At 54.3% G+C, this 18,441-nt stretch carries 18 protein-coding genes and 1 pseudogene; 7 read left to right on the top strand and 12 right to left on the bottom strand.

Annotated elements, in window-relative coordinates; genetic code table 11:
* Positions 1–27 precede the first annotated feature (27 nt).
* A complete protein-coding gene (locus tag HZS80_RS08860; protein ID WP_035556722.1) occupies positions 28–300 on the bottom strand; it encodes an XRE family transcriptional regulator in 273 nt (90 codons plus the stop codon).
* Positions 301–519: 219 nt separating this feature from the next.
* On the opposite strand from HZS80_RS08860, the gene purE reads away from it, so the two are divergent.
* From purE to HZS80_RS08845, 3 genes are all read left to right on the top strand, one after another.
* Positions 520–1,035, top strand: coding sequence for a 5-(carboxyamino)imidazole ribonucleotide mutase (gene purE, locus HZS80_RS08855; RefSeq protein WP_179915828.1), 516 nt, complete (start codon positions 520–522; stop codon positions 1,033–1,035).
* Positions 1,036–1,046: 11 nt separating this feature from the next.
* Positions 1,047–2,168 (top strand): 5-(carboxyamino)imidazole ribonucleotide synthase, encoded by a 1,122-nt coding sequence (locus HZS80_RS08850; protein ID WP_179915827.1) that lies wholly within the window; start codon positions 1,047–1,049, stop codon positions 2,166–2,168.
* Positions 2,169–2,345: 177 nt separating this feature from the next.
* Entirely contained in the window at positions 2,346–3,920 is a 1,575-nt protein-coding gene (locus HZS80_RS08845) for a diguanylate cyclase domain-containing protein (protein WP_179915826.1), read from the top strand.
* 20 nt (positions 3,921–3,940) lie between these two features.
* On the opposite strand, the pseudogene HZS80_RS08840 reads toward HZS80_RS08845, so the two are convergent.
* The 7 genes and pseudogenes from HZS80_RS08840 to HZS80_RS08810 form a co-directional block, all read right to left on the bottom strand.
* Positions 3,941–4,758: pseudogene (locus HZS80_RS08840) on the bottom strand (TraX family protein).
* A 269-nt stretch (positions 4,759–5,027) separates the two neighbouring features.
* On the bottom strand, positions 5,028–5,807 hold the full coding sequence (locus tag HZS80_RS08835; RefSeq protein ID WP_035556737.1) for a transporter substrate-binding domain-containing protein: 780 nt from the start codon (positions 5,805–5,807) through the stop codon (positions 5,028–5,030).
* 143 nt (positions 5,808–5,950) lie between these two features.
* Positions 5,951–6,682 carry an ABC transporter permease gene (locus tag HZS80_RS08830; RefSeq protein ID WP_035556740.1) on the bottom strand — a complete coding sequence of 244 codons (732 nt, stop codon included), beginning with the start codon at positions 6,680–6,682 and terminating at the stop codon, positions 5,951–5,953.
* A 1-nt stretch (position 6,683) separates the two neighbouring features.
* Positions 6,684–7,385 carry an ABC transporter permease gene (locus HZS80_RS08825; RefSeq protein ID WP_035556743.1) on the bottom strand — a complete coding sequence of 234 codons (702 nt, stop codon included), beginning with the start codon at positions 7,383–7,385 and terminating at the stop codon, positions 6,684–6,686.
* A 14-nt stretch (positions 7,386–7,399) separates the two neighbouring features.
* On the bottom strand, positions 7,400–8,170 hold the full coding sequence (locus tag HZS80_RS08820; RefSeq protein ID WP_035556746.1) for an ABC transporter ATP-binding protein: 771 nt from the start codon (positions 8,168–8,170) through the stop codon (positions 7,400–7,402).
* Positions 8,171–8,414: 244 nt separating this feature from the next.
* A complete protein-coding gene (locus HZS80_RS08815) occupies positions 8,415–9,392 on the bottom strand; it encodes a succinylglutamate desuccinylase (protein ID WP_035556749.1) in 978 nt (325 codons plus the stop codon).
* A 199-nt stretch (positions 9,393–9,591) separates the two neighbouring features.
* Positions 9,592–10,032 (bottom strand): hemerythrin domain-containing protein, encoded by a 441-nt coding sequence (locus tag HZS80_RS08810; protein ID WP_179915825.1) that lies wholly within the window; start codon positions 10,030–10,032, stop codon positions 9,592–9,594.
* Between the two features lie 216 nt (positions 10,033–10,248).
* Between HZS80_RS08810 and wrbA the strand changes: the two genes are divergently transcribed.
* Complete coding sequence (wrbA, locus tag HZS80_RS08805) at positions 10,249–10,848, top strand: NAD(P)H:quinone oxidoreductase (protein ID WP_008958954.1); 600 nt, start codon at positions 10,249–10,251, stop codon at positions 10,846–10,848.
* A 77-nt stretch (positions 10,849–10,925) separates the two neighbouring features.
* Here wrbA and HZS80_RS08800 read toward each other — a convergent pair whose 3' ends face one another.
* The gene (locus HZS80_RS08800) at positions 10,926–11,954 is read right to left on the bottom strand and encodes an SMP-30/gluconolactonase/LRE family protein (RefSeq protein ID WP_179915824.1); all 1,029 of its coding nucleotides are present in this window, start codon (positions 11,952–11,954) and stop codon (positions 10,926–10,928) included.
* A 158-nt stretch (positions 11,955–12,112) separates the two neighbouring features.
* Positions 12,113–13,186 carry a tartrate dehydrogenase gene (locus HZS80_RS08795; RefSeq protein ID WP_179915823.1) on the bottom strand — a complete coding sequence of 358 codons (1,074 nt, stop codon included), beginning with the start codon at positions 13,184–13,186 and terminating at the stop codon, positions 12,113–12,115.
* A gap of 151 nt (positions 13,187–13,337) precedes the next feature.
* Here HZS80_RS08795 and HZS80_RS08790 point away from each other — a divergent pair, with 151 nt between their 5' ends.
* Positions 13,338–14,264, top strand: a complete 927-nt coding sequence (locus HZS80_RS08790) for a LysR family transcriptional regulator (protein ID WP_035556761.1) — start codon at positions 13,338–13,340, stop codon at positions 14,262–14,264.
* Here HZS80_RS08790 and HZS80_RS08785 read toward each other — a convergent pair whose 3' ends face one another.
* Complete coding sequence (locus tag HZS80_RS08785) at positions 14,265–14,801, bottom strand: lipocalin family protein (RefSeq protein ID WP_035556763.1); 537 nt, start codon at positions 14,799–14,801, stop codon at positions 14,265–14,267.
* 140 nt (positions 14,802–14,941) lie between these two features.
* Here HZS80_RS08785 and HZS80_RS08780 point away from each other — a divergent pair, with 140 nt between their 5' ends.
* Together HZS80_RS08780 and HZS80_RS08775 are read left to right on the top strand one after the other, a co-directional pair.
* The gene (locus HZS80_RS08780; protein WP_035556767.1) at positions 14,942–15,370 is read left to right on the top strand and encodes a secondary thiamine-phosphate synthase enzyme YjbQ; all 429 of its coding nucleotides are present in this window, start codon (positions 14,942–14,944) and stop codon (positions 15,368–15,370) included.
* 110 nt (positions 15,371–15,480) lie between these two features.
* Entirely contained in the window at positions 15,481–17,727 is a 2,247-nt protein-coding gene (locus HZS80_RS08775; RefSeq protein ID WP_035556770.1) for a glycosyltransferase, read from the top strand.
* On the opposite strand, the gene HZS80_RS08770 is transcribed toward HZS80_RS08775, so the two are convergent.
* Entirely contained in the window at positions 17,709–18,431 is a 723-nt protein-coding gene (locus HZS80_RS08770; RefSeq protein WP_179915822.1) for a TVP38/TMEM64 family protein, read from the bottom strand. The two genes, HZS80_RS08775 and HZS80_RS08770, sit on opposite strands and share 19 nt — an antisense overlap.
* Positions 18,432–18,441: the final 10 nt, after the last annotated feature.

Below are 18,441 nucleotides of genomic sequence, written 5' to 3'. Positions count from 1 at the left end.
GAGAGCGAGGCGTTGATTAGCTATTGGCTATGGCGCCTCCAGCTCTAAGGTGCGACGCAGGGCGTGAAGTTCATCCACTCCCAGGTGCTCAAGCCTTCCGGCGAGCAGGTCACTAATTTTCTGAACGGGAAGTCCTGCCCGACGGGCAATGTCTCGACTTCCTAAGTCTGATACAGCGATCAGACGAGTAATAATACGCATTAGTCGCGTACGTTTTTCAAGCTCCCTGACATCGAGGTCAGGGCTGCTTCGCGGAGGATCAATATGTTCCGCAGTGGCAGTTGCGCGTGCCGTGCTCATGTGGCTCCAACAGTCTGAAATGACAATCACACAATGCCGCCAAGTCGTGCGCATTTCAATGCCTATTTTGATGAAAATTTCACGATTTCTGCAAAGCCCGCAAACGCGCTAGCTCTGGTAAACTAGTCGCCTTCCTATTTTGTTGTGTACCCAGGCCGGTACACGCCGTTTTTTTAATTTGGTATTGCTTTAATAGGCCGTTGGGCCGAGGAGTTTTGCATGTCGTCGAACAGCACACCCAAGGTGGGCGTGATCATGGGTTCTAAGTCTGACTGGCCGGTCATGGAGCACGCTGTCTCCATGCTGGAGCGTTTGGGCGTGGCCTATGAAACCCGCGTGGTCTCGGCGCACCGCACGCCGGACCTGCTGTTCGATTATGCCAAGAGCGCTGCCGAGCGCGGCTTGCAAGTGATTGTGGCGGGTGCTGGTGGTGCTGCTCACTTGCCCGGCATGGTGGCCTCGCAAACGCCGCTGCCCGTGCTCGGCGTGCCGGTGGAGTCTAAGGCGCTTAAAGGCTTGGATTCGCTGCTTTCGATTGCGCAGATGCCGGGCGGCATTGCCGTGGGAACGCTGGCAATTGGCAAGGCGGGCGCCACTAACGCAGGCTTGCTGGCGGCGCAGATTATTGGCTTACAAGATGCCACTGTGCGCAGTGCGGTCGAGGCATTTCGCGCTGAGCAGACCCAGAAAGTACTCGATAATCCGGATCCGCGTCCCGATCCAGAAGCAGAATAAGGAGGCTGTCTATGAATATCGGTGTACTAGGCGCAGGCCAACTAGGCCGTATGTTGGCGCTAGCGGGTTATCCGCTGGGCAATCGCTTCACTTTTTTAGATACCACGGGTAATCCCAGTGCAGGCATTGGCGACGTTATTGTCGACCCTAATAACCAGCACCTGGCTGAGTTTTTAGCCAAGGTGGATGTGGTGACTTACGAGTTTGAACACCTGCCAGTGGAACTGGTGCGTGAGATCGAGCAGCATAAGCCGGTTTACCCGAGTAGCCGCGCCATTGAAGTGTGCCAAAACCGGGTCGAAGAGAAGACGCTATTTGACCGCTTGGGAATTCCGACACCTGCCTATCGGGTGGTGGAAAGTGCCGAGCAGCTAGAAGCCGCCGCCCGCGAGCTGGGCTGCCCGGTGGTGGCTAAATCGGTCACGGAAGGCTACGACGGTAAAGGCCAGGCAGTATTGAAACAGCCTGAGCAGGCGGCAGATGCATGGGCCGCTATTGGCCATTCGCAGCTAGTCGTTGAAGCATTTGTCGATTTCGTGCGCGAAGTCTCGATGATTGCCGTACGCGGCCGTGATGGCGAAGTGGTGTTCTACCCCATGGCGGAAAACCAGCATGTGGATGGCATTCTGCGTTACTCCGTTGCGCCGCTGCCGGATCTGGATGCTAGCGTTCAGCAAACCGCCGATAGCTATATCCGTGCGTTGTTGGATGAGTTGGATTACGTGGGGGTGCTGGCGCTTGAGCTGTTTCAAACCCGCGATGGCAGCCTGCTGGCCAATGAAATGGCCCCACGCGTACATAACTCCGGCCACTGGACGATGGACGGCGCGGTGACCAGCCAGTTTGAGAATCATCTGCGTGCTATTCAGGGCTTGCCGTTGGGCGATACCCAGGCGATAGCCCCCACGTGCATGATTAATGTGATTGGTCGTGAGGGGGATAATGCGGCGATCCTGGCGCTTACAAACACGCATCTGCATCGCTACGACAAAGCAGAACGTGCCGGGCGCAAACTCGCCCACGTCAATATCCTGGCACCCAACCATGCCGAACTGCTTGAGAAAGTTCGCGCCTGTAGCGCTTTGTTGCCCGATGCGCCCCCTCCAGATCTCAGCTTTTCAATCAAACAGTAGTGCTCCAAAGCCGCCTGCCCAGCAAGCGGCTTTTTTTGCTTACTTAATGGGTCAGTGGTTGACCGAGTAAGCAACGTATATCGCTAAAATTGCCTAAATGCGCTAAAAAGGAATCACAAAAAAATCAGCTCACTAAGCTGAAACTAATAGCACTTTTCCATTAGGCAGGTAATCGGTATGTCTCAATCCTCAACCACGGGGACTGCGTCGGGGATGCGTAGCGGTTTCCAGCGCGATCATCATGTCAGCGTAAAACGTTTACACAGCGAGAAAGTACGCCTTCTGTACGATAACTTATGGCAGCCCGTGCTTAGCAGTGTGTTGGCAGGCGTGTTGTTAGTGGCTGCCATGTGGCCGGTAGTGCCGAGCTGGATACTGCTGACCTGGCTTGCAGTCTTGACCTTTGTGTCGTTGGCTCGCCTTGTCTTGGCTTACTATTTTCGCCGCTTACCCGCGCAGCAACAGCAGCGCCGCCGCTGGTTACACCGGTTCAGCATTGGCGCGATTGCGGCTGGCTGCGTGTGGGGTTCTGGTGGGGTATTTCTATTTGCTGGCGAAAACCATGGACAGGTAGCCGCGCTTTCGATTGTCCTGGCCGGTATTGCCGCTGGCGGCATCACAACGCTTTCTGCCGTATGGTGGGTTTCGCTTGGCTTTGTGTTGCCGATTATACTGCCCTTGCTGGTGCAATTTTTGTTGTTAGGGTCATCACTGGCAATTCTCATTGGCGCCATGCTAAGCCTGTTTTTAGGCCTGATAATTACTACCAGCCGACGCCTAAGCCGCATTATTCACGACAATATTGCCCTGCGGGTGAGTATGTCTGCTCGCGAAGTGCAGTTGCAAGAAAGCGAAAACCGCTACCGCTCTATCTTTCAACGTTCGCCGCTGGGCGTGCTGCATTTTGATGAACATGGCCAAGTAACGGACTGTAATAGCAAACTGCTGAATATCCTGGGTGTTAACCGTGCGCAGCTGCTCGGCTATCGCATGTTATCCCATTCGGCGGATAGCAGAGTGGCAAAGGCTGTGCGCAACGCACTAGCCAAAGGCACTGGCTATTACGAAGGAACCTACTATCTGCCCAAGGCTAGCGCGGGAACGCCCCTGCGTGCCTTCTTCAATGGCGTACATAGCGCGGGTAACGAGATGGTTGGCGGTGTAGCGATTATCGAAGATTTTACCGAGCGTAAGCGCGCCGACGCGATTATTTACCGCCAAGCCTACTATGACTCACTCACTGATTTGCCCAATCGGCGCCTGTTTATTGAGCGATTAGCTGCCCTCTGCCATGAGAAGCAAACTGAACAGCAGGGCGGTTTGTTGATGTTTTTAGATTTAGATCGCTTCAAGCTGATTAACGATACCTGGGGGCACGCCACCGGGGATGATTTGCTGGTGCAAGTAGCCCGCCGCCTAGAAGGCTGTTTGCGCGAAGGCGACATGGCCGCACGGCTTAGCGGCGACGAGTTTGTCCTGCTGGCGCTGCTTGAAGAAGAGGCAGAGGTAGATATGGAAGCCGCTGCTGAGGTTTATATGTGCGCTGTTCAGCAGGCACTCTCTGAACCTTATCGGCTTGAAAGCCGCTGGGTGGAAGTAACACCCAGCATGGGATACACCTGCTTTATGGCCGCTGATTGTGACGATGAAGAATTGCTTAAGCAGGCCGATATTGCGATGTACCGCGCCAAAGCGGAAGGGCGAGCACGCCTACGCCGCTTTAAGCCCTGGATGCGGGATGCCATGCATTAAAGCGGCGTTGACAGAACCTTTTACGCTATCTGCCCGCTCAGCAATAGCCATAGCGCGATTAATGCAAAGTGGCCGGGGTACCACGCTAACCATAGACGCCGCGGCATCGCCAAGTTAATGGCAGGGATGCGCTGGGCCGCCCCTGCGGCAAGTATCAGCACCACCACACAAGTGCCTACGGTAAATGACTTGGCCATGTCAGACGCATTCATTTGACCGGCAATCCAAAGTGCCGGAAACGCTGCTAACCCGGCCCACAGGCGCGACTGAAAGTCACTGTCTGCTTGGCTCAAGGCATGCATGGCAAACATCAATAGCGGAATCAGCAACAGCCCATTGTGGCCATACTCGACCCAGAACCCCAGCAGATACCACACTGTAACGCCTAGTGCGGCACCGGCTAATAGCCAGGGCATGGTGAGGGTTTGTTGCTGATATGCTGCCAACCTTGGCGCACGAGCGCGCCCAGGGCCAAGCCGCTGGCGAGAGTAAAACAGACATTCAGAATGAAGGCGTCTGACGTCCGCGGCATCATCATATAGGGAAGCTGGGCGACCAAACCGATAATCAAAATCCGCCGCGAGTAACGTAGCGGATTGCGGGTATTAAACAGCCCGTGCCAAGCCACCATGGCGGCAAACAGCGGAAAGGCGATACGGCCAATGGAAGACCCGGCCCAGCTCAAATCCCAGTCGCCGGGCAATATGTAGCGAGTGAGGTGGTCAATGGTCATGGTGAACAATGCCAGCCACTGGCCCCAGCCTGTCCAGTGAGAAGAAGGACGCAGTGTCGCAGCAGCCTCTTGAGCCACCGAGTGGACGGCTGATTTTTCAACCATGGTACCTCCTTGTAAATCTGCGTTGAGAAATAAAGACCGGCATTTTGTAAACGAGTTCGCTGAGTTGGCTTAACGTTTCTCAATGTCGCGACCACTATACGATGGAGTTTACCCGGTTTCGTGGCGACTTGGTGGTGGTTGCAGTTAGTGGTTACTTAAGCGGGACGGGGTGATTCAGGGAAAAGAAATGCAGGATGCTGCCTGGGAGGATGCTGGTAAGATTGGAAATCTAATACCTCCCCGGCTAAGCGCCGGGGAGGAGAGAGCGATTACTCTGCGTCTTCTTCACCAAAATAACGGGTGTAGATTTCGTCGTAAGTACCGTCTTCTTGCACTTCAGCTAAGGCTTCATTGAACTTCTCAGCCAATGCCTCGTCACGCTGGCGGAAGGCAATACCAAAGCCGTCACCGAAGTACTCTTTCGGCTCGCTGATGCGCTCGCCGACGACTACGTACTCAGCTTCTTCGCTTTCCAGCAGGGTGGATTGGCCAATCGGGAAATCGAGGAACACGATGTCCAGACGCTCGGCTTCCATATCCAACACCATGTCATCGGCGGTGGAGTAGCGGCTGATGTCAGCAACGTCGCTGAAGTTGTCAGTCACATAGTTGTCTTGCAGGGTGCCACGCTGAACGCCGATGGTCATGCCTTCCAGCGTCTCTTCAGTGGCTTCGCTAATACCTAGATCGCTAGCCGCAAACCATGCAGAGGGCATAGTGATGTAAGGGTCAGAGAACAGCACTTGCTCACGACGCTCGTCGTTAATGGTCATGGACGACATGATGGCGTCGTAGTTGCGTGACATCAGGCCAGGAATGATGCCATCCCACTCTTGCTCGACCCATTCGCAGGTAACGCCCATACGGTCGCACAGCTCATTGCCAAGGTCGATATCAAAACCGGTGAGCTCGCCTTCGGCGGTGCGAAATTCCATCGGCTCGTAAGGAACGTCAACGCCGATACGGACGTTATCGTAATCACGTGCCTGTGCTGACGATGCGGCAGCGACGGCCAAGCCTAGTAGTGAAAGGGATAGTAGTTTTTTCATATTGTTACTCCGTATAAAGCGGATACATAAGGCGAGTAGTATTTGTTGAACAGCTATTAAACTACCCCAGGTTGGCGCTAACGAAAAGAGTTTGCCCGCCAGTGAACCAACGTTTGTTTGACGGTTGCATCATTTTTTCATGATTAAGCATCTTGTGGGCGTAGATGTGCCAGCAGCTTTTTCTCCAAATAGCGAAAGAAGAACAAAATCGCGAACGTTAAACACAGATAAATCGCAGCCACGAATAGAAACGCTTCAAACGGAGCGTAGTAGCGCGCGTAGACAAAGCGAGCGGCACCGGTCAAATCCATCAATGTGACCACGCTGGCGATCGCGCTGGCGTGGAGCATAAAGATCACTTCATTGCCGTAGGCGGGCAGGGCGCGGCGAAAGGCGCTGGGTAAAATAATCCGCCGCATCATTAAGCGTGGCGACATGCCATAGGCGCGGGCGGCTTCAATCTCGCCTTGGGCGGTAGCTTTGATAGCGCCACGGAAGATCTCGGTGGTGTAGGCGGCGGTATTCAGCGTAAAGGCGATTAATGCGGGGTAGAAAGCTTCGCGCAGCACTGGCCATAAAAAGGTTTCTTGAATACCGTCAATAAACACCACGCCGTAATAGATGATGTAGAGCTGAATCAGTAGCGGCGTGCCGCGAAATACGTAAGTGTATAAATAGACCGGCAGGCTAATCCACTTATGCTTGGAGCTGCGCATGATCGCCAGTGGCACGGCGAGAATTAGCCCTGCGATGAGTGATAAGAACACCAACTGGGTGGTCGTGACCAAGCCTTCCCAGTAGTAACCCAGCGTATCGGCAGTAAAAATGGTATTGCCAGCGAGTAGGTCATTGAACCAAGTGGAAATATCGAGCATATCACTGACCTCCAAAGCCGATGTCGTAGCGTTTTTGCAGCCGGGCAAATATCCACTCGGAGACGCTGGCGATCAGCAAGTAAACTACGGCGACAGGGAGCAAAAAGGTAAACGGTTCGTGGGTGGCGCGGGAGGCTTCAGCGGCGACGCGCACCATGTCGGTGAGGCCGATAACGGATACCAGCGCAGTAGTTTTGAGCAGAACCATCCAGTTGTTAGACAGCCCAGGCAGCGCATGGCGCATCATTTGTGGGAATCGAATGCGGCGGAATACTAAGCTGCTGCTCATGCCATAGGCTTTGCCCGCTTCGATCTGCCCGTTATCCACGGCCATAAAGGCGCCACGGAAGGTTTCGCCCATATAAGCGCCGAAGATAAAGCCAATGGTCAGCACACCGGCAGCGAAGGCGTTGAAGTTAATGTAGATGTCGATGTCGTAGTTGTAATACAGCATATCGCTGATGGCGTTGACGCCGATTTGGCCACCAAAAAACAGCAGCATCATCAACACGAGATCCGGCACGCCGCGAATCAGCGTGGTGTAAACCGTAGCCGTGCGCCTTAAAAACCAGTTGCGCGACATCTTCGCGGTGGCGGTTAGCAGTCCCAAAATAATCGCTAAAATCAGCGATAACACCGCCAATTGAATAGTCACGCCAGCCCCCTCGATCAGTCGGGGGCCATAACCTTGCAAATCAATCATGTGAGCCTCACGGATCAGTATTTGGGAGCCAGAAATTGCTGTAGGCGCGGTGATTGCGGATTGCCTAGCACTTGATCCGGTGGGCCCGCTTCTTCTACCAAACCCTGGTGAAGGTAGATGACTTGGCTGGAGACATCGCGGGCGAAGCTCATCTCGTGGGTGACGACCACCATGGTGCGGCCCTCTTCGGCCAGCCCGTGCATGACCTTCAGCACATCGCCTACCAACTCAGGATCCAGGGCGGAGGTGGGTTCATCAAACAGCATAACCTCAGGGTCCATCGCCAGCGCCCGCGCAATGGCGCCACGCTGCTGCTGCCCGCCGGACATCTGCGCCGGATAGGCATTGGCGCGGGCACTTAAACCCACACGATCGAGCAGGGCGTGAGCGTGTTCCAGGGCTTCTTTTTTGGGTTTTTTCAGTACATGAATCGGCGCTTCAATGATGTTTTCCAGCAGCGTCATGTGAGCCCACAGGTTGAAGCTTTGAAACACCATGGAGAGCTTGGCGCGCATTTGTACTACCTGTTTCCAATCTTCAGGTTCGCGGCCGTGCTTGGTGGTTTTAAAGCGAACCGGTTCGCCGTGGACAATGAGGTCGCCATCGTCGGGCTGTTCAAGCAAGTTCATGCAGCGCAAAAAAGTACTTTTACCCGACCCAGAGGCACCAATCATGGTAATCACGTCGCCCTTTTGGGCTTGCAGTGAGAGACCTTTCAGAACTTCCGTATCGCCAAAGCGTTTTTTAATATTACGCACTTCAAGGGGAGTAGGCGTAGCGGCCATAACATTGGCTCCAGTACAGAGTTGCCGCAGCAACTGGTTATCAATCAACAACAGGCTGTGATGCGGCTGGCGCGAAAAAAGGGGCGATTCTAGCAGGCTGGACGCATAATGCGCGCCCTACTTATCACATTAAACACTCGACGTTAGTTGTATCAACGCCGAGCAGCCTGTTATCGCCTCACCATTATTATTGTCAATCTCTCTAACGCTAGGGTGGTCTTTTGGAGGGCCTTAACGCTGAACCCTACGTAACCGGTGCCACCAACAGTGCCGCACGGGCACCCACTTCTACACTGGCGTTAGGGAAGACCACGTAAAGGGGCGTATCACCCACTCGGAATTCTCCAGCTTCTCCATCTTGTGCCAGCAGCGTGCCAGGCTCAAAACGGTTGAAGTTGGCCGTGTCTTCGGCAAAACAGAGCTGAAAGTCATCTGAGTGGCGAATCAGCTCATGCTGTACCTTAAAAAACTGCATTTGCGAGGCTGGCCGGTGGGCCGGGGAGTGCCCTTCACTTAACGCTGTGAGCAGGGCACACATAGGTTTTAGAGACGCCATATCGTTTTGACCGAAGGGCGCCACGCGGCCCAATTCAAACGTGAAGGCCTGGGCGGCGTGATAGTGCTTGCTGTAGTGGGAGAATGTCCAGCTGTGCTGATGTTGGTGTAGCACCGCCTGCATATCCGCAGCGGCGAGCCAGTCCCATTGCTCAGCGTCGGTAGAGGAGTCGGCAAAAGGTTCGACAACGAAGCGGGGATAACGGCTATCCCGGATGGCGGTGTGTAGGTCGTAGTGCAGTTTGGGTAGCCCTGAATGGCGGGTGTAAAAGTCATCCACGGCGGCCATTAATGTTCGGGCGCGTTCTGGCTCTTCGCCTTCGGCGTGTAATTCACGCTTAAACAGCCGGTTCAGGTTAGTGGTGATGAAACGCTGCTGTGCTTTAAGTGCGGGTAGGTTCCCAAGGATGACCAGCACGGGCGCGCCAAGTATGGCGCTACCGGCTTCCAGGCGGCTGAGCCATTCACCGATCAGTTCAACTGGCGCGGTTTCATTACCGTGGATAGCCGCTGAAAAAATGCACGCGTGAGCCGCGTGGTTTGCCGTATTAGGTATGAGCTCCAAAACGCCCGGTGCATACAAGTGGTAGCTACCGCTTGGGAAAACGCCTTGCTTTTGGTCCGGGAGCTGCCCGTCAAGCGACCAGTCGAGCCATTGCCCTAGCATTGTCAGCTCCTTAGTCTCTGTTTTTAGTATCGTTGTCGTTATAAAAAGTGAGCCTAGCATTACCACGCTAACCGTTTGCCACAAGACACTAGGTCGTTCGCATGTAAAAGCCCAGCGTATTCGTGAAAAGCATAAGGAAACCGGCATCAAAAAAAGCGCCCATGCGACGCATGAGCGCTTTTTCAAGCTGCGTGTCGGGTTACACTGAGCGCTGGCGCTCCATTTCCTGCTGATACTCACTGGCAAGGGAGGTTTTTTGATTGTCTGGTAGGCCTCGGCCAGCCAGCTGGAACACTTCCTGCTCTTCTTCGTCGAGGTGGTGAGTCACTAAATGCTGTAGCTGTTTAGCATGGGTCAGCCAATGAGTGGCGCTGTAGTCGGTTTCATCGAGAAGTTCTATAAGCTCATCAATTTCATGATGTTCGGCCACGCTGTGACGAGCCTTTTCCTGGGTCAAATCCATTTCCATTAGCGGAATATAGAAAGCGCGCTCTTCGGCTGCGGCATGACCGTGCAGCTCTTTTTTCACTTGCTGGTAGAGTGAGTCGCGCTCGTCGCTATCTCCATGAGTCTCAATCAAGCGGGCAAGCAGATCACGCTGAATATCATGATCCTTGCGCAGGGCTTCAAAAATCGTCATTCCAGACTCCTTGGATACGTTTAGGTAGGCAAGACCAAAGCTAGTGGGGGTTTGCGTAAAGTGCAAGCTGGCGTTCGTCGATGAAATCGATGCCCGCGGACGAAAACATTCGCTTTTATCTACGCTTGAGTGCGCTATGTTGTGGGTACTGTTTATTGAGAAAGCCCAGTGCACTGCTAGGTTACCTATAAGCCACACATCGCTAAGGAGATATCCATGACAAAGGTTCTGGTACTTTATTACTCCATGTACGGTCATATTGATACGATGGCGCACGCCGTTGCAGAGGGCGCAAAAAGCGTCAGCGGCGTTGAAGTCACCGTTAAGCGAGTGCCTGAAACCATGCCCGCGGAAGCCTTTAAAAACGCAGGCGGCAAGCAGGATTACGATACGCCGGAAGCTACGCCACAAGAACTCGCTGATTACGATGCAATTATCTTCGGTACGCCAACCCGCTTTGGTAATATGACCGGGCAAATGCGTACTTTTCTGGATCAAACTGGCGGCCTATGGGCTAATGGCGCACTTCGTGGCAAAGTTGCCAGCGTGTTTACGTCTACCGGTACGGGCGGTGGTGATGAAATGACCATTACCTCTACGTGGACCACGTTGGCTCACCACGGCATGATCATTGTACCGATTGGTTATGGCCTTGAAGAGCAGTTCGATATTTCCAAAGTGAGCGGCGGCACGCCTTACGGCGCAGCTACCCTTGCGGGCGGCGATGGCTCTCGCCAGCCCGATGAGCGCGAGCTCAAAATTGCTCGTTTCCAGGGTGAGCTAGTCGCCAAGACAGCGGCTAAACTAGCTAGCTGATGAAGTGATAGTTCATAACGTAAAAGCCTCGCTGGCATTGACCAGCGAGGCTTTTTTTATGGGTGATATCAACACCGCTAGGCGCCGCGGGCTGCAGTGTAAATGGTGTAAACGGATTGGCTGGCGGTCATAAATAACCGGTTACGATTCGCACCAGCAAAACATACATTGGAACAGACTTCAGGCAGCAAAACCCGCCCCAACAGCGTGCCTTCCGGCGAGAAAACCACGACGCCATCAATGCCTTCGCCACCGTTGGCGCTCGACCAGATATTGCCATCCATATCGCAGGTCATGCCGTCGAAAATGGTATCTTCGCTGGTAACGACCACTTGGCGGTCACTGACGCTTTTGCCATCTTCGCCAAGCGACCAGCGAATGATTCGCGCGGGCTCGTCAAAATGGGTGGGGGCACTGTCACTGGCGTAGAAACCCTTGCCATCCGGTGTTAGTACAATACCGTTGGGTTTAAAAATATCGTCGGTCAGTAGGATAGGTTCATCGAGGCTGTCATCGACGTAATAGATAGCGGTTTCAAGTTCCAGATCACGCTTCTTGCCCTCGTAGTCGAAGTGGGCGCCGTAACCGGGATCGGTAAAGATTACACCACCCGACGGAAGCGCCACCACGTCATTGGGGGCATTGAGTGGCTTGCCTTGATAGCGCTCGGCAAGCACCGTGGTGCTGCCATCCCATTCGTAGCGTAACACCCGAGAAGGGTAGTGCTCGCAAGCAATTAGCCGGCCCTGGTGATCAAAGGTATTACCGTTAGAGTGGCCAACGTTGTCTCTTAAAACTCTGACCTGGCCAGTCGCTTCGTCCCAACGCATCTGCTTGGCTCGGGGGATATCGCTGAATACAACGTAACGACCCACGGCATTCCAGGCCGGCCCCTCTGTCCATAGCCCGCCACTCCAGTGGCGCTCCAGCGGGCTATTAAAAATCATGTAGTCACTGAAGCGCTGATCCTCAACTTTCCAGGCATCAATGGGGTAGCGAGCGGGAGCGGCCCCTGGCGAGGTCTGCATGGCAAACAGCTGGGGGGAGGTGCCGACTGCGGCCAGAGCGGCCGTTGCCGAGAGAAACTGACGGCGTCCAAGTTTCATAGCATTGTCCTGAGTTTGTTTGTTGATGTTGTTATGAGCGAAGTGAAACTGACGTTTTCTTCACCTTCAGGACAAATGTAGAACATAAGCGTGTAAAAAACATACATTGTCTGCCCGGTTGGACTCAGCTGGGCAGACAATCGCTATAGCAGATGACGTCAGCGTGTAATAGCGTCAGCAATTGCCTTGCCTAAGCTTTCCGTTGTGCCTTGGCCACCCACATCGCGGGTGAGAACTTGGCTGTCGCCTGCGCTCAACACTTCCTCAATGGCGCTTACCAGCGCATCACCGGCTTCCTTGTAGCCAAGGTGCTCAAGCATCATGGCACCTGACCAGATCTGGCCGATAGGGTTGGCGATGCCTTTACCAGCGATATCCGGTGCGCTGCCGTGTACCGGCTCAAACAGGCTGGGAAAGTGGCCTTCCGGGTTGATGTTGGCTGATGGCGCAATGCCGATCGTGCCGGTACAGGCGGGGCCCAAGTCGGAGAGGATATCGCCGAATAAGTTACTGCCCACGACCACATCGAACCAGTCTGGGTGAAGGACGAAATTGGCAGTCAGAATATCGATATGGAATTTATCCACCGCGATCTCAGGGTAGCCTTTTGCCATTTCGACGACGCGCTCATCCCAGTAAGGCATGGTGATGGAAATGCCGTTGGACTTGGTAGCAGAAGTAAGCTTTTTGCGCGGGCGGGTTTGGGCCAGTTCAAAGGCGTACTTCAATACGCGGTCCACGCCGGTGCGGGTCATGACCGTGTCTTGAATCACCACTTCACGGTCAGTGCCTTCAAACATTTTGCCGCCAACGCTTGAGTACTCGCCTTCGGTGTTCTCACGCACCACATAAAAATCGATATCGCCGGGTTCGCGGCCTGCCAACGGGCTTTTAATGCCGGGCATCAGCTTGCAAGGGCGCAGGTTGATGTACTGGTCGAACTGGCGGCGGAACTGCAGCAGCGAGCCCCATAGGGAAATATGGTCGGGTACTTTATCGGGCCAGCCAACTGCGCCATAAAACAGTGCATCGAAGCCTTTTAACTGCTCAAACCAATCATCCGGCAGCATCTTGCCATGTTCGAGGTAGTAGTCGCAGCTACCAAACTCAAACGTAGTGAACTCAAGCTCGATATTAAAACGCTTGGCGGTTGCCTCAAGGGCACGAATGCCTTCGGGCATAACTTCGGTACCAATGCCGTCGCCGGCGATAATGGCGATACGATGAGCCATGGTGCTTCCTTCTCTTGTTAGTGGCTGACAATTGCTGGTAAGTACTGGGTCTGGCAAGTACTGAGTAGAGTGTAGCGGCTATTTTGGTGGAGATAATCAGGCTACTATTCAAGCTATTGTTGCGTAAAAGTGGAGAGTGGCTAAGGGGTGTATGGCACAACTGGATGATTTGGCGTTTTTTCAGCACCTGGCACGGGCGGGCAGCTTAACGGCAACCGCCCGTGAATTGGGGCTATCGCTCTCCGCCGTGAGTAAGCGGCTGAAACTTTTAGAAGCGCGTTTGGGGGTTGAGCTGGCTGCCCGTACCACTCGGCGGCTGACGCTGACGGCGGAGGGCGAGCGCTACCTTGCCCGTGGCACGCTCATTCTGGATGAGCTTGCCGAGCTGGAGAGCTCCCTGGGTGAGCGTTCCAACCAAGCTCTTAGCGGTCGGTTGCGTGTTAATGCCACGTTTGGCTTTGGTCGCCGCCATATTGCGCCGTTACTGTCGTGTTTTTGTGCCGAACACCCTGAGGTGGAGGGCTGGCTAGAACTTACCAACTTTCCGCTCAATTTGAGCGATCACGGCTTCGATATTGGCATTCGAGTGGGTGAGCCCCCGGAGTCGCGCTTAGTCGCGCGACGCATTTTAGCGAATCGACGCATACTCTGCGCATCGCCTGGCTATATCGCTCACTCGTCGCCCCTTCAGACACCGGCTGATTTGCAGCAGCATGCTTGCTTAGTCATTCGCGAGAACGACAGTGATTTTCCGCTATGGCGCTTTGAACGTAGCGAGCCGTCCAAAAAGGAGCAAACGGTAAAAGTCAGTGGCCGGTTAGCCAGTAATGATGGTGAGGTGATCACCCGTTTGGCGTTGGACGGCCATGGCGTGATGCTGCGCTCTTGGTGGGATGTAAACGAGCACCTTGCCAGTGGCGCGTTAGTTGAACTGCTGCCTGGCTGGCAGAGTGTGCGCGCGGACTTCTTTGCGGTCTATGAGCAGCGCAGGCATGTGCCCGCCCGGCTGCGTGCTTTTATTGCCTTTGTTCAGCAGGAGATGGCGGGGCGGGTGTCGGCGCTGCCGGAGTCTTCCTGACTAGCGATTAGGGCAGGCTTCGCCCTGGGCGACATCGATCAGTTCATCGGTGGGGAAGTCCAGCTCGGCTGCTCGCTGGCGCAGGCTGGACTCCGTCGCGCTGTCCATTTGCGGTGTGCGCGACAGTATCCACAGGTAGTCTCGGTTAGGGCCCGCTACCAGCGCCCACTGGTAGTCATCGTCAAGTTCAAGAATGTTATAGCCGCCGTAAAAGGGACCAAAAAAGCTCACTTTTAAACGGCCCACATTTTTATCATCAATAAAGTAGGCGCGGCCTTCGGCTTCATCCCACGCTTGCTCTTCCAGGTTGTAGCCACGGTTGATGACGCGTACGCCATCGTCATCGCGCAGGCTATAAGTGGCGGTGACGCAATCAAGGCCACGCTCAAATGAGTGGTCCAGGCGCGCTATCTCGTACCATTGGCCCAGGTAGCGATCTAATGCAAAGTCACTAACCGGCTCGGTTCCCTCGGGAATGCCGGTGCAGCCGGTAAGTAAAGCCATACTGATGACGCTGCTTCCTAGCAAATGTTTCATTGAAGCGCTCCTTGGCGATGAGTCTTTGGCGTTCGGCTATGTTGTGTACTATCAGACGTTACATTCTGTCGTCATTTTGCCATATAAGAAGGACACGCTGATGACGTGTCGCTAATGAGATAGCAAACACAGGAGTGTTTATGTGGTGCCAACAAGAAATCCATTTACCCGAGGTGGCGCGCGGTTTCCATCTTATTACCGATGACGTGGCCAGGGCGCTGCCGTTTTTAAACGATGTTCATATTGGCACGCTGCACCTTCAGTTGATGCACACCTCCGCCTCGTTAACGCTTAACGAGAACACTGACCCCGATGTGCGCCACGACTTAGATGCCTTTCTGCGCCGTCTGGTGCCGGAAGACTTGCCCTATTTTCGCCATACGCTGGAAGGCCCTGATGATATGCCAGCCCACGTGGCCGCCAGCCTGCTGGGCACTCAGCTCACTTTGGCCGTGCGTGACGGTCGCCTAGCGCTGGGCACCTGGCAGGGCATATGGCTGGGGGAGCATCGTCATCAAGCCGGGCCGCGGCGTTTATTGGCCACCCTAAACGGGTGTGCCGCTGGTTAACCTGGGGGCATCACCTGAACGCGGGGTTGCTGTATAGTTAGGGCGTTTTAAGGCTTGAGCCGCTGCAGTAGCGGTTCATTCTGCATTTACCATGGAAAAAGCGCTTTTAAATGCCACGACGCTCCGTTTTTCATCTTTCCCGCCAGCGATGGTTGCGGCTGTTTTTCTTTCTCAATCTTACCTTGGTGGGTGTGCTCATTGCGCACCAAATTTGGTTATACGTGGCGGAGCCTGAGTTTGAGTCAGTCCATACGCTTCAGGTGGCGGATATTCGCGAGGTATTGACGGAGCGAACCGACTACCGCTTTGCGGTGGTGGGTAATATCAATAACTCGGTGAGCGTCTTTCAAGATGAAATTGTGCCGCTGATCAACCAGGGCGGCATCGATTTTCTGATCTCGGCGGGTAACGCCGTTAATGGCGGGCGACAAGAGAGCTATCAGGCGATCTATCACAGCTTGGAACAGCTCAATGTGCCTTACTTGCTAACCTATGGTGATAAAGAAGACAGTGACTTTGGTAGTTACTTGTTTTATGAATATTTTGGCCCGCATTTTTACTCCTTCGTCGCGGGCGATAGCCACTTTATCTTCCTGGACGGTACGGGCAAGTCATCTACCTCCTGGCAGCTTGATTGGCTTTCAAGGGAACTGGCTGCATCTGACGCGCAGCATCGGTTTTTGTTTATTGGTTTGCCGCTGCACAACGTAGTGAGCGATGCGCCGCTGTTTGAAGCCGACAACTATCTCAATGACCCCCGGCTGGCCGAGGGCATCATGGCGCTGGCGGAGGAGTATGATGTTGATACGGTGTTCTCCGCTAACCTAACGCTCTTTTCAGAGCAGACGATTAATGGGGTGGATTACGTCACCACGGGCGGTGCGGGCGGTATCCTGATTGATGCCGACAGCAGCTTTCATCACTACGTGATCGTCGACGTAGAAGGTGAGAATGTCGCCATTGCACCGGTGCGTTTAAATGTGGATAGCCCCGGTTGGTGGCGGGTAGTGAGTAGCGTTGGATCAACGGTTTACGCCTTCTTTTACGTCAGCTATACCCGCTTTTTACTGATTGTTGGTTTGCTGACGCTGTTAGCGCTGCGTTTATATCGGCTGATTTTTGAAGACCGCCATTATTATCCCGATTTTGATATTGATCCGACGCCTTTCCTGGGTAAATCACTTCGAGTGGCGATGGTATCCAATAATTACTTTCCGTTTGTGTCTGGCGTATCGGTGTCGGTGGACCGTTTGCGCAATGGTTTACGTGATTTAGGGCACTCGGTTCAACTGCTAGTGCCCCGTTATCGTGACGCATGGCAGGACGATAAAGCGATCAAACGTATCCCGACTTTGATGGCGTTTGGTGAAAAGAGGGAGTTCCGTTTAACCAACCCGTTCAGTGTGCGCTTTCGCCGCTGCCTGCGTGCCTTTAAGCCCGATTTGATTCATGTTCATCATCCTTTCTGGCTTGGTTCCATGGGGCTGTTTATGGGGCGTCGGCTTAAGGTGCCGGTGGTCTACACCTATCACACCCGCCTGGAGCACTATGCCCACTTTGTACCGTTACCTGGTGCGCTTTTTCGGAATTTGATCTCGCACTCTCTGATTAAGCACTTTTCTAACCGCTGCCAAGGGGTGATCGTGCCTACCTACTCCGCAGAGGAGTATCTACGCATGATCGGGGTTAAAACGCCCTCGCTGGTGCAACCCACGGGAATTGATGTGGAGCGTTTCGCGCATGTCGAGGCGGGGGAGTTGGAAACGCTGCGTGAGCGGCTAGCGATTGATCCCGCGCGCAAAATATTGATTAGCGTCTCGCGGATAAGCAAAGAGAAAAATATTGGCTTTATGCTGGAAGCACTTGCCGAGCTGCAGAACCAAGGGCACGAGGATTTTCATCTGCTGCTCATCGGTGATGGGCCAGATCGTGAGGCCATTCAACATCAGATCGATACCTTAAAACTGGCTGCACGGGTAACGTTAGTGGGCGCGGTGCCGCCTGACCAAATGGCGCTTTACTATCACCTAGGCGATATATTTGTGTTCGCTTCTACATCGGAAACCCAGGGGATGGTCATTTTAGAGGCGATGTCGGCGGGCTTGCCCGTGGTGGCGGTTCGCTCAAGCGGTATTGATGATGTGGTGCGCCAGGGGGTGAACGGCTTCAAGACGCCGCAAAATCGTCAGGCGTGGGGGCAAAAAGTCGTCGAGCTAAAAGATAACGCAGAGCTACGCCAGCAGTTGGGTAAACAGGCCAGCCACTTTGCTGAAGAGTTTGATATTGCCAACTTTGCCACCGCGGTAGCCACCTTTTACGCCGAAGTGCTCGCTAAGTATCACTCCCCTTCACGCTGAGGCCGTTTTTTGGCTGCTTGGCGGCGGTTGGCATCTTGACGCTGACTGTTATAGTACTTAAGCCCGGCAAGTAGGCCAACACCAGCGGCAAGCCCTGCGCCTGCCAACACGAGTTCTTTTGTGGAGGCCGCGGTGAACAGGGCGCCTAACTGGCTACCCAAAAGAATCACCGCTGCGAGCCCTGGCACAATGCCGAGGGTGGAGCCGATCATATAATCGCGGAACTTAAGGTGGAAAGCGCCTGCCAGCATATTCGTCAGTGTGAACGGGGCGAGGGGCAGCAGGTTAATGACCGTCATGGTGCGAATGCCACGCTTGGATAAATAGCCCGAAAGGCCACGCAAATGACGGCCGCCATAGTGCATCAGCGCCTCTCGACCTAGCCAGTGACCTACCCAATAAGACACTACCGATGAGGTCAATGTGCCGAGCGTGGCGTACGCTAGCCCCCATACTGGGCCAAACAGTAAGCCTGTCACCACCACCAGTAGGCTAAGTGGGAACATCACCAGCAGCGCGCCAGCGTAAACGGCCATCACCGCCGCAAACATCCAGGGCGCGTTACGCCACTGGCGGATGGTATCGATCAGCTCGCTCAGGCGCGCCTGGGTTAGTAGGTCATAGCGCTGTAGCAAATGCCACATAACGCCTAACAGCACGACGGCTACCAGCAGGCCAACGCCCTTGCTCAATGTTCGCGACATGCCCATTCCC

This window comes from Vreelandella glaciei (genome assembly GCF_013415125.1).
In the GTDB taxonomy this organism is placed as follows: domain Bacteria; phylum Pseudomonadota; class Gammaproteobacteria; order Pseudomonadales; family Halomonadaceae; genus Vreelandella; species Vreelandella glaciei.
This window is presented reverse-complemented; position numbering and strand designations above follow the sequence as displayed.

Bases quoted from the DNA above. Each gene is read 5' to 3' on its own strand.
- HZS80_RS08860 (WP_035556722.1), bottom strand. From the start codon at position 300: ATGAGCACGGCACGCGCAACTGCCACTGCGGAACATATTGATCCTCCG.
- purE (WP_179915828.1), top strand. From the start codon at position 520: ATGTCGTCGAACAGCACACCCAAGGTGGGCGTGATCATGGGTTCTAAG.
- HZS80_RS08850 (WP_179915827.1), top strand. From the start codon at position 1,047: ATGAATATCGGTGTACTAGGCGCAGGCCAACTAGGCCGTATGTTGGCG.
- HZS80_RS08845 (WP_179915826.1), top strand. From the start codon at position 2,346: ATGTCTCAATCCTCAACCACGGGGACTGCGTCGGGGATGCGTAGCGGT.
- HZS80_RS08835 (WP_035556737.1), bottom strand. From the start codon at position 5,807: ATGAAAAAACTACTATCCCTTTCACTACTAGGCTTGGCCGTCGCTGCC.
- HZS80_RS08830 (WP_035556740.1), bottom strand. From the start codon at position 6,682: ATGCTCGATATTTCCACTTGGTTCAATGACCTACTCGCTGGCAATACC.
- HZS80_RS08825 (WP_035556743.1), bottom strand. From the start codon at position 7,385: ATGATTGATTTGCAAGGTTATGGCCCCCGACTGATCGAGGGGGCTGGC.
- HZS80_RS08820 (WP_035556746.1), bottom strand. From the start codon at position 8,170: ATGGCCGCTACGCCTACTCCCCTTGAAGTGCGTAATATTAAAAAACGC.
- HZS80_RS08815 (WP_035556749.1), bottom strand. From the start codon at position 9,392: ATGCTAGGGCAATGGCTCGACTGGTCGCTTGACGGGCAGCTCCCGGAC.
- HZS80_RS08810 (WP_179915825.1), bottom strand. From the start codon at position 10,032: ATGACGATTTTTGAAGCCCTGCGCAAGGATCATGATATTCAGCGTGAT.
- wrbA (WP_008958954.1), top strand. From the start codon at position 10,249: ATGACAAAGGTTCTGGTACTTTATTACTCCATGTACGGTCATATTGAT.
- HZS80_RS08800 (WP_179915824.1), bottom strand. From the start codon at position 11,954: ATGAAACTTGGACGCCGTCAGTTTCTCTCGGCAACGGCCGCTCTGGCC.
- HZS80_RS08795 (WP_179915823.1), bottom strand. From the start codon at position 13,186: ATGGCTCATCGTATCGCCATTATCGCCGGCGACGGCATTGGTACCGAA.
- HZS80_RS08790 (WP_035556761.1), top strand. From the start codon at position 13,338: ATGGCACAACTGGATGATTTGGCGTTTTTTCAGCACCTGGCACGGGCG.
- HZS80_RS08785 (WP_035556763.1), bottom strand. From the start codon at position 14,801: ATGAAACATTTGCTAGGAAGCAGCGTCATCAGTATGGCTTTACTTACC.
- HZS80_RS08780 (WP_035556767.1), top strand. From the start codon at position 14,942: ATGTGGTGCCAACAAGAAATCCATTTACCCGAGGTGGCGCGCGGTTTC.
- HZS80_RS08775 (WP_035556770.1), top strand. From the start codon at position 15,481: ATGCCACGACGCTCCGTTTTTCATCTTTCCCGCCAGCGATGGTTGCGG.
- HZS80_RS08770 (WP_179915822.1), bottom strand. From the start codon at position 18,431: ATGTCGCGAACATTGAGCAAGGGCGTTGGCCTGCTGGTAGCCGTCGTG.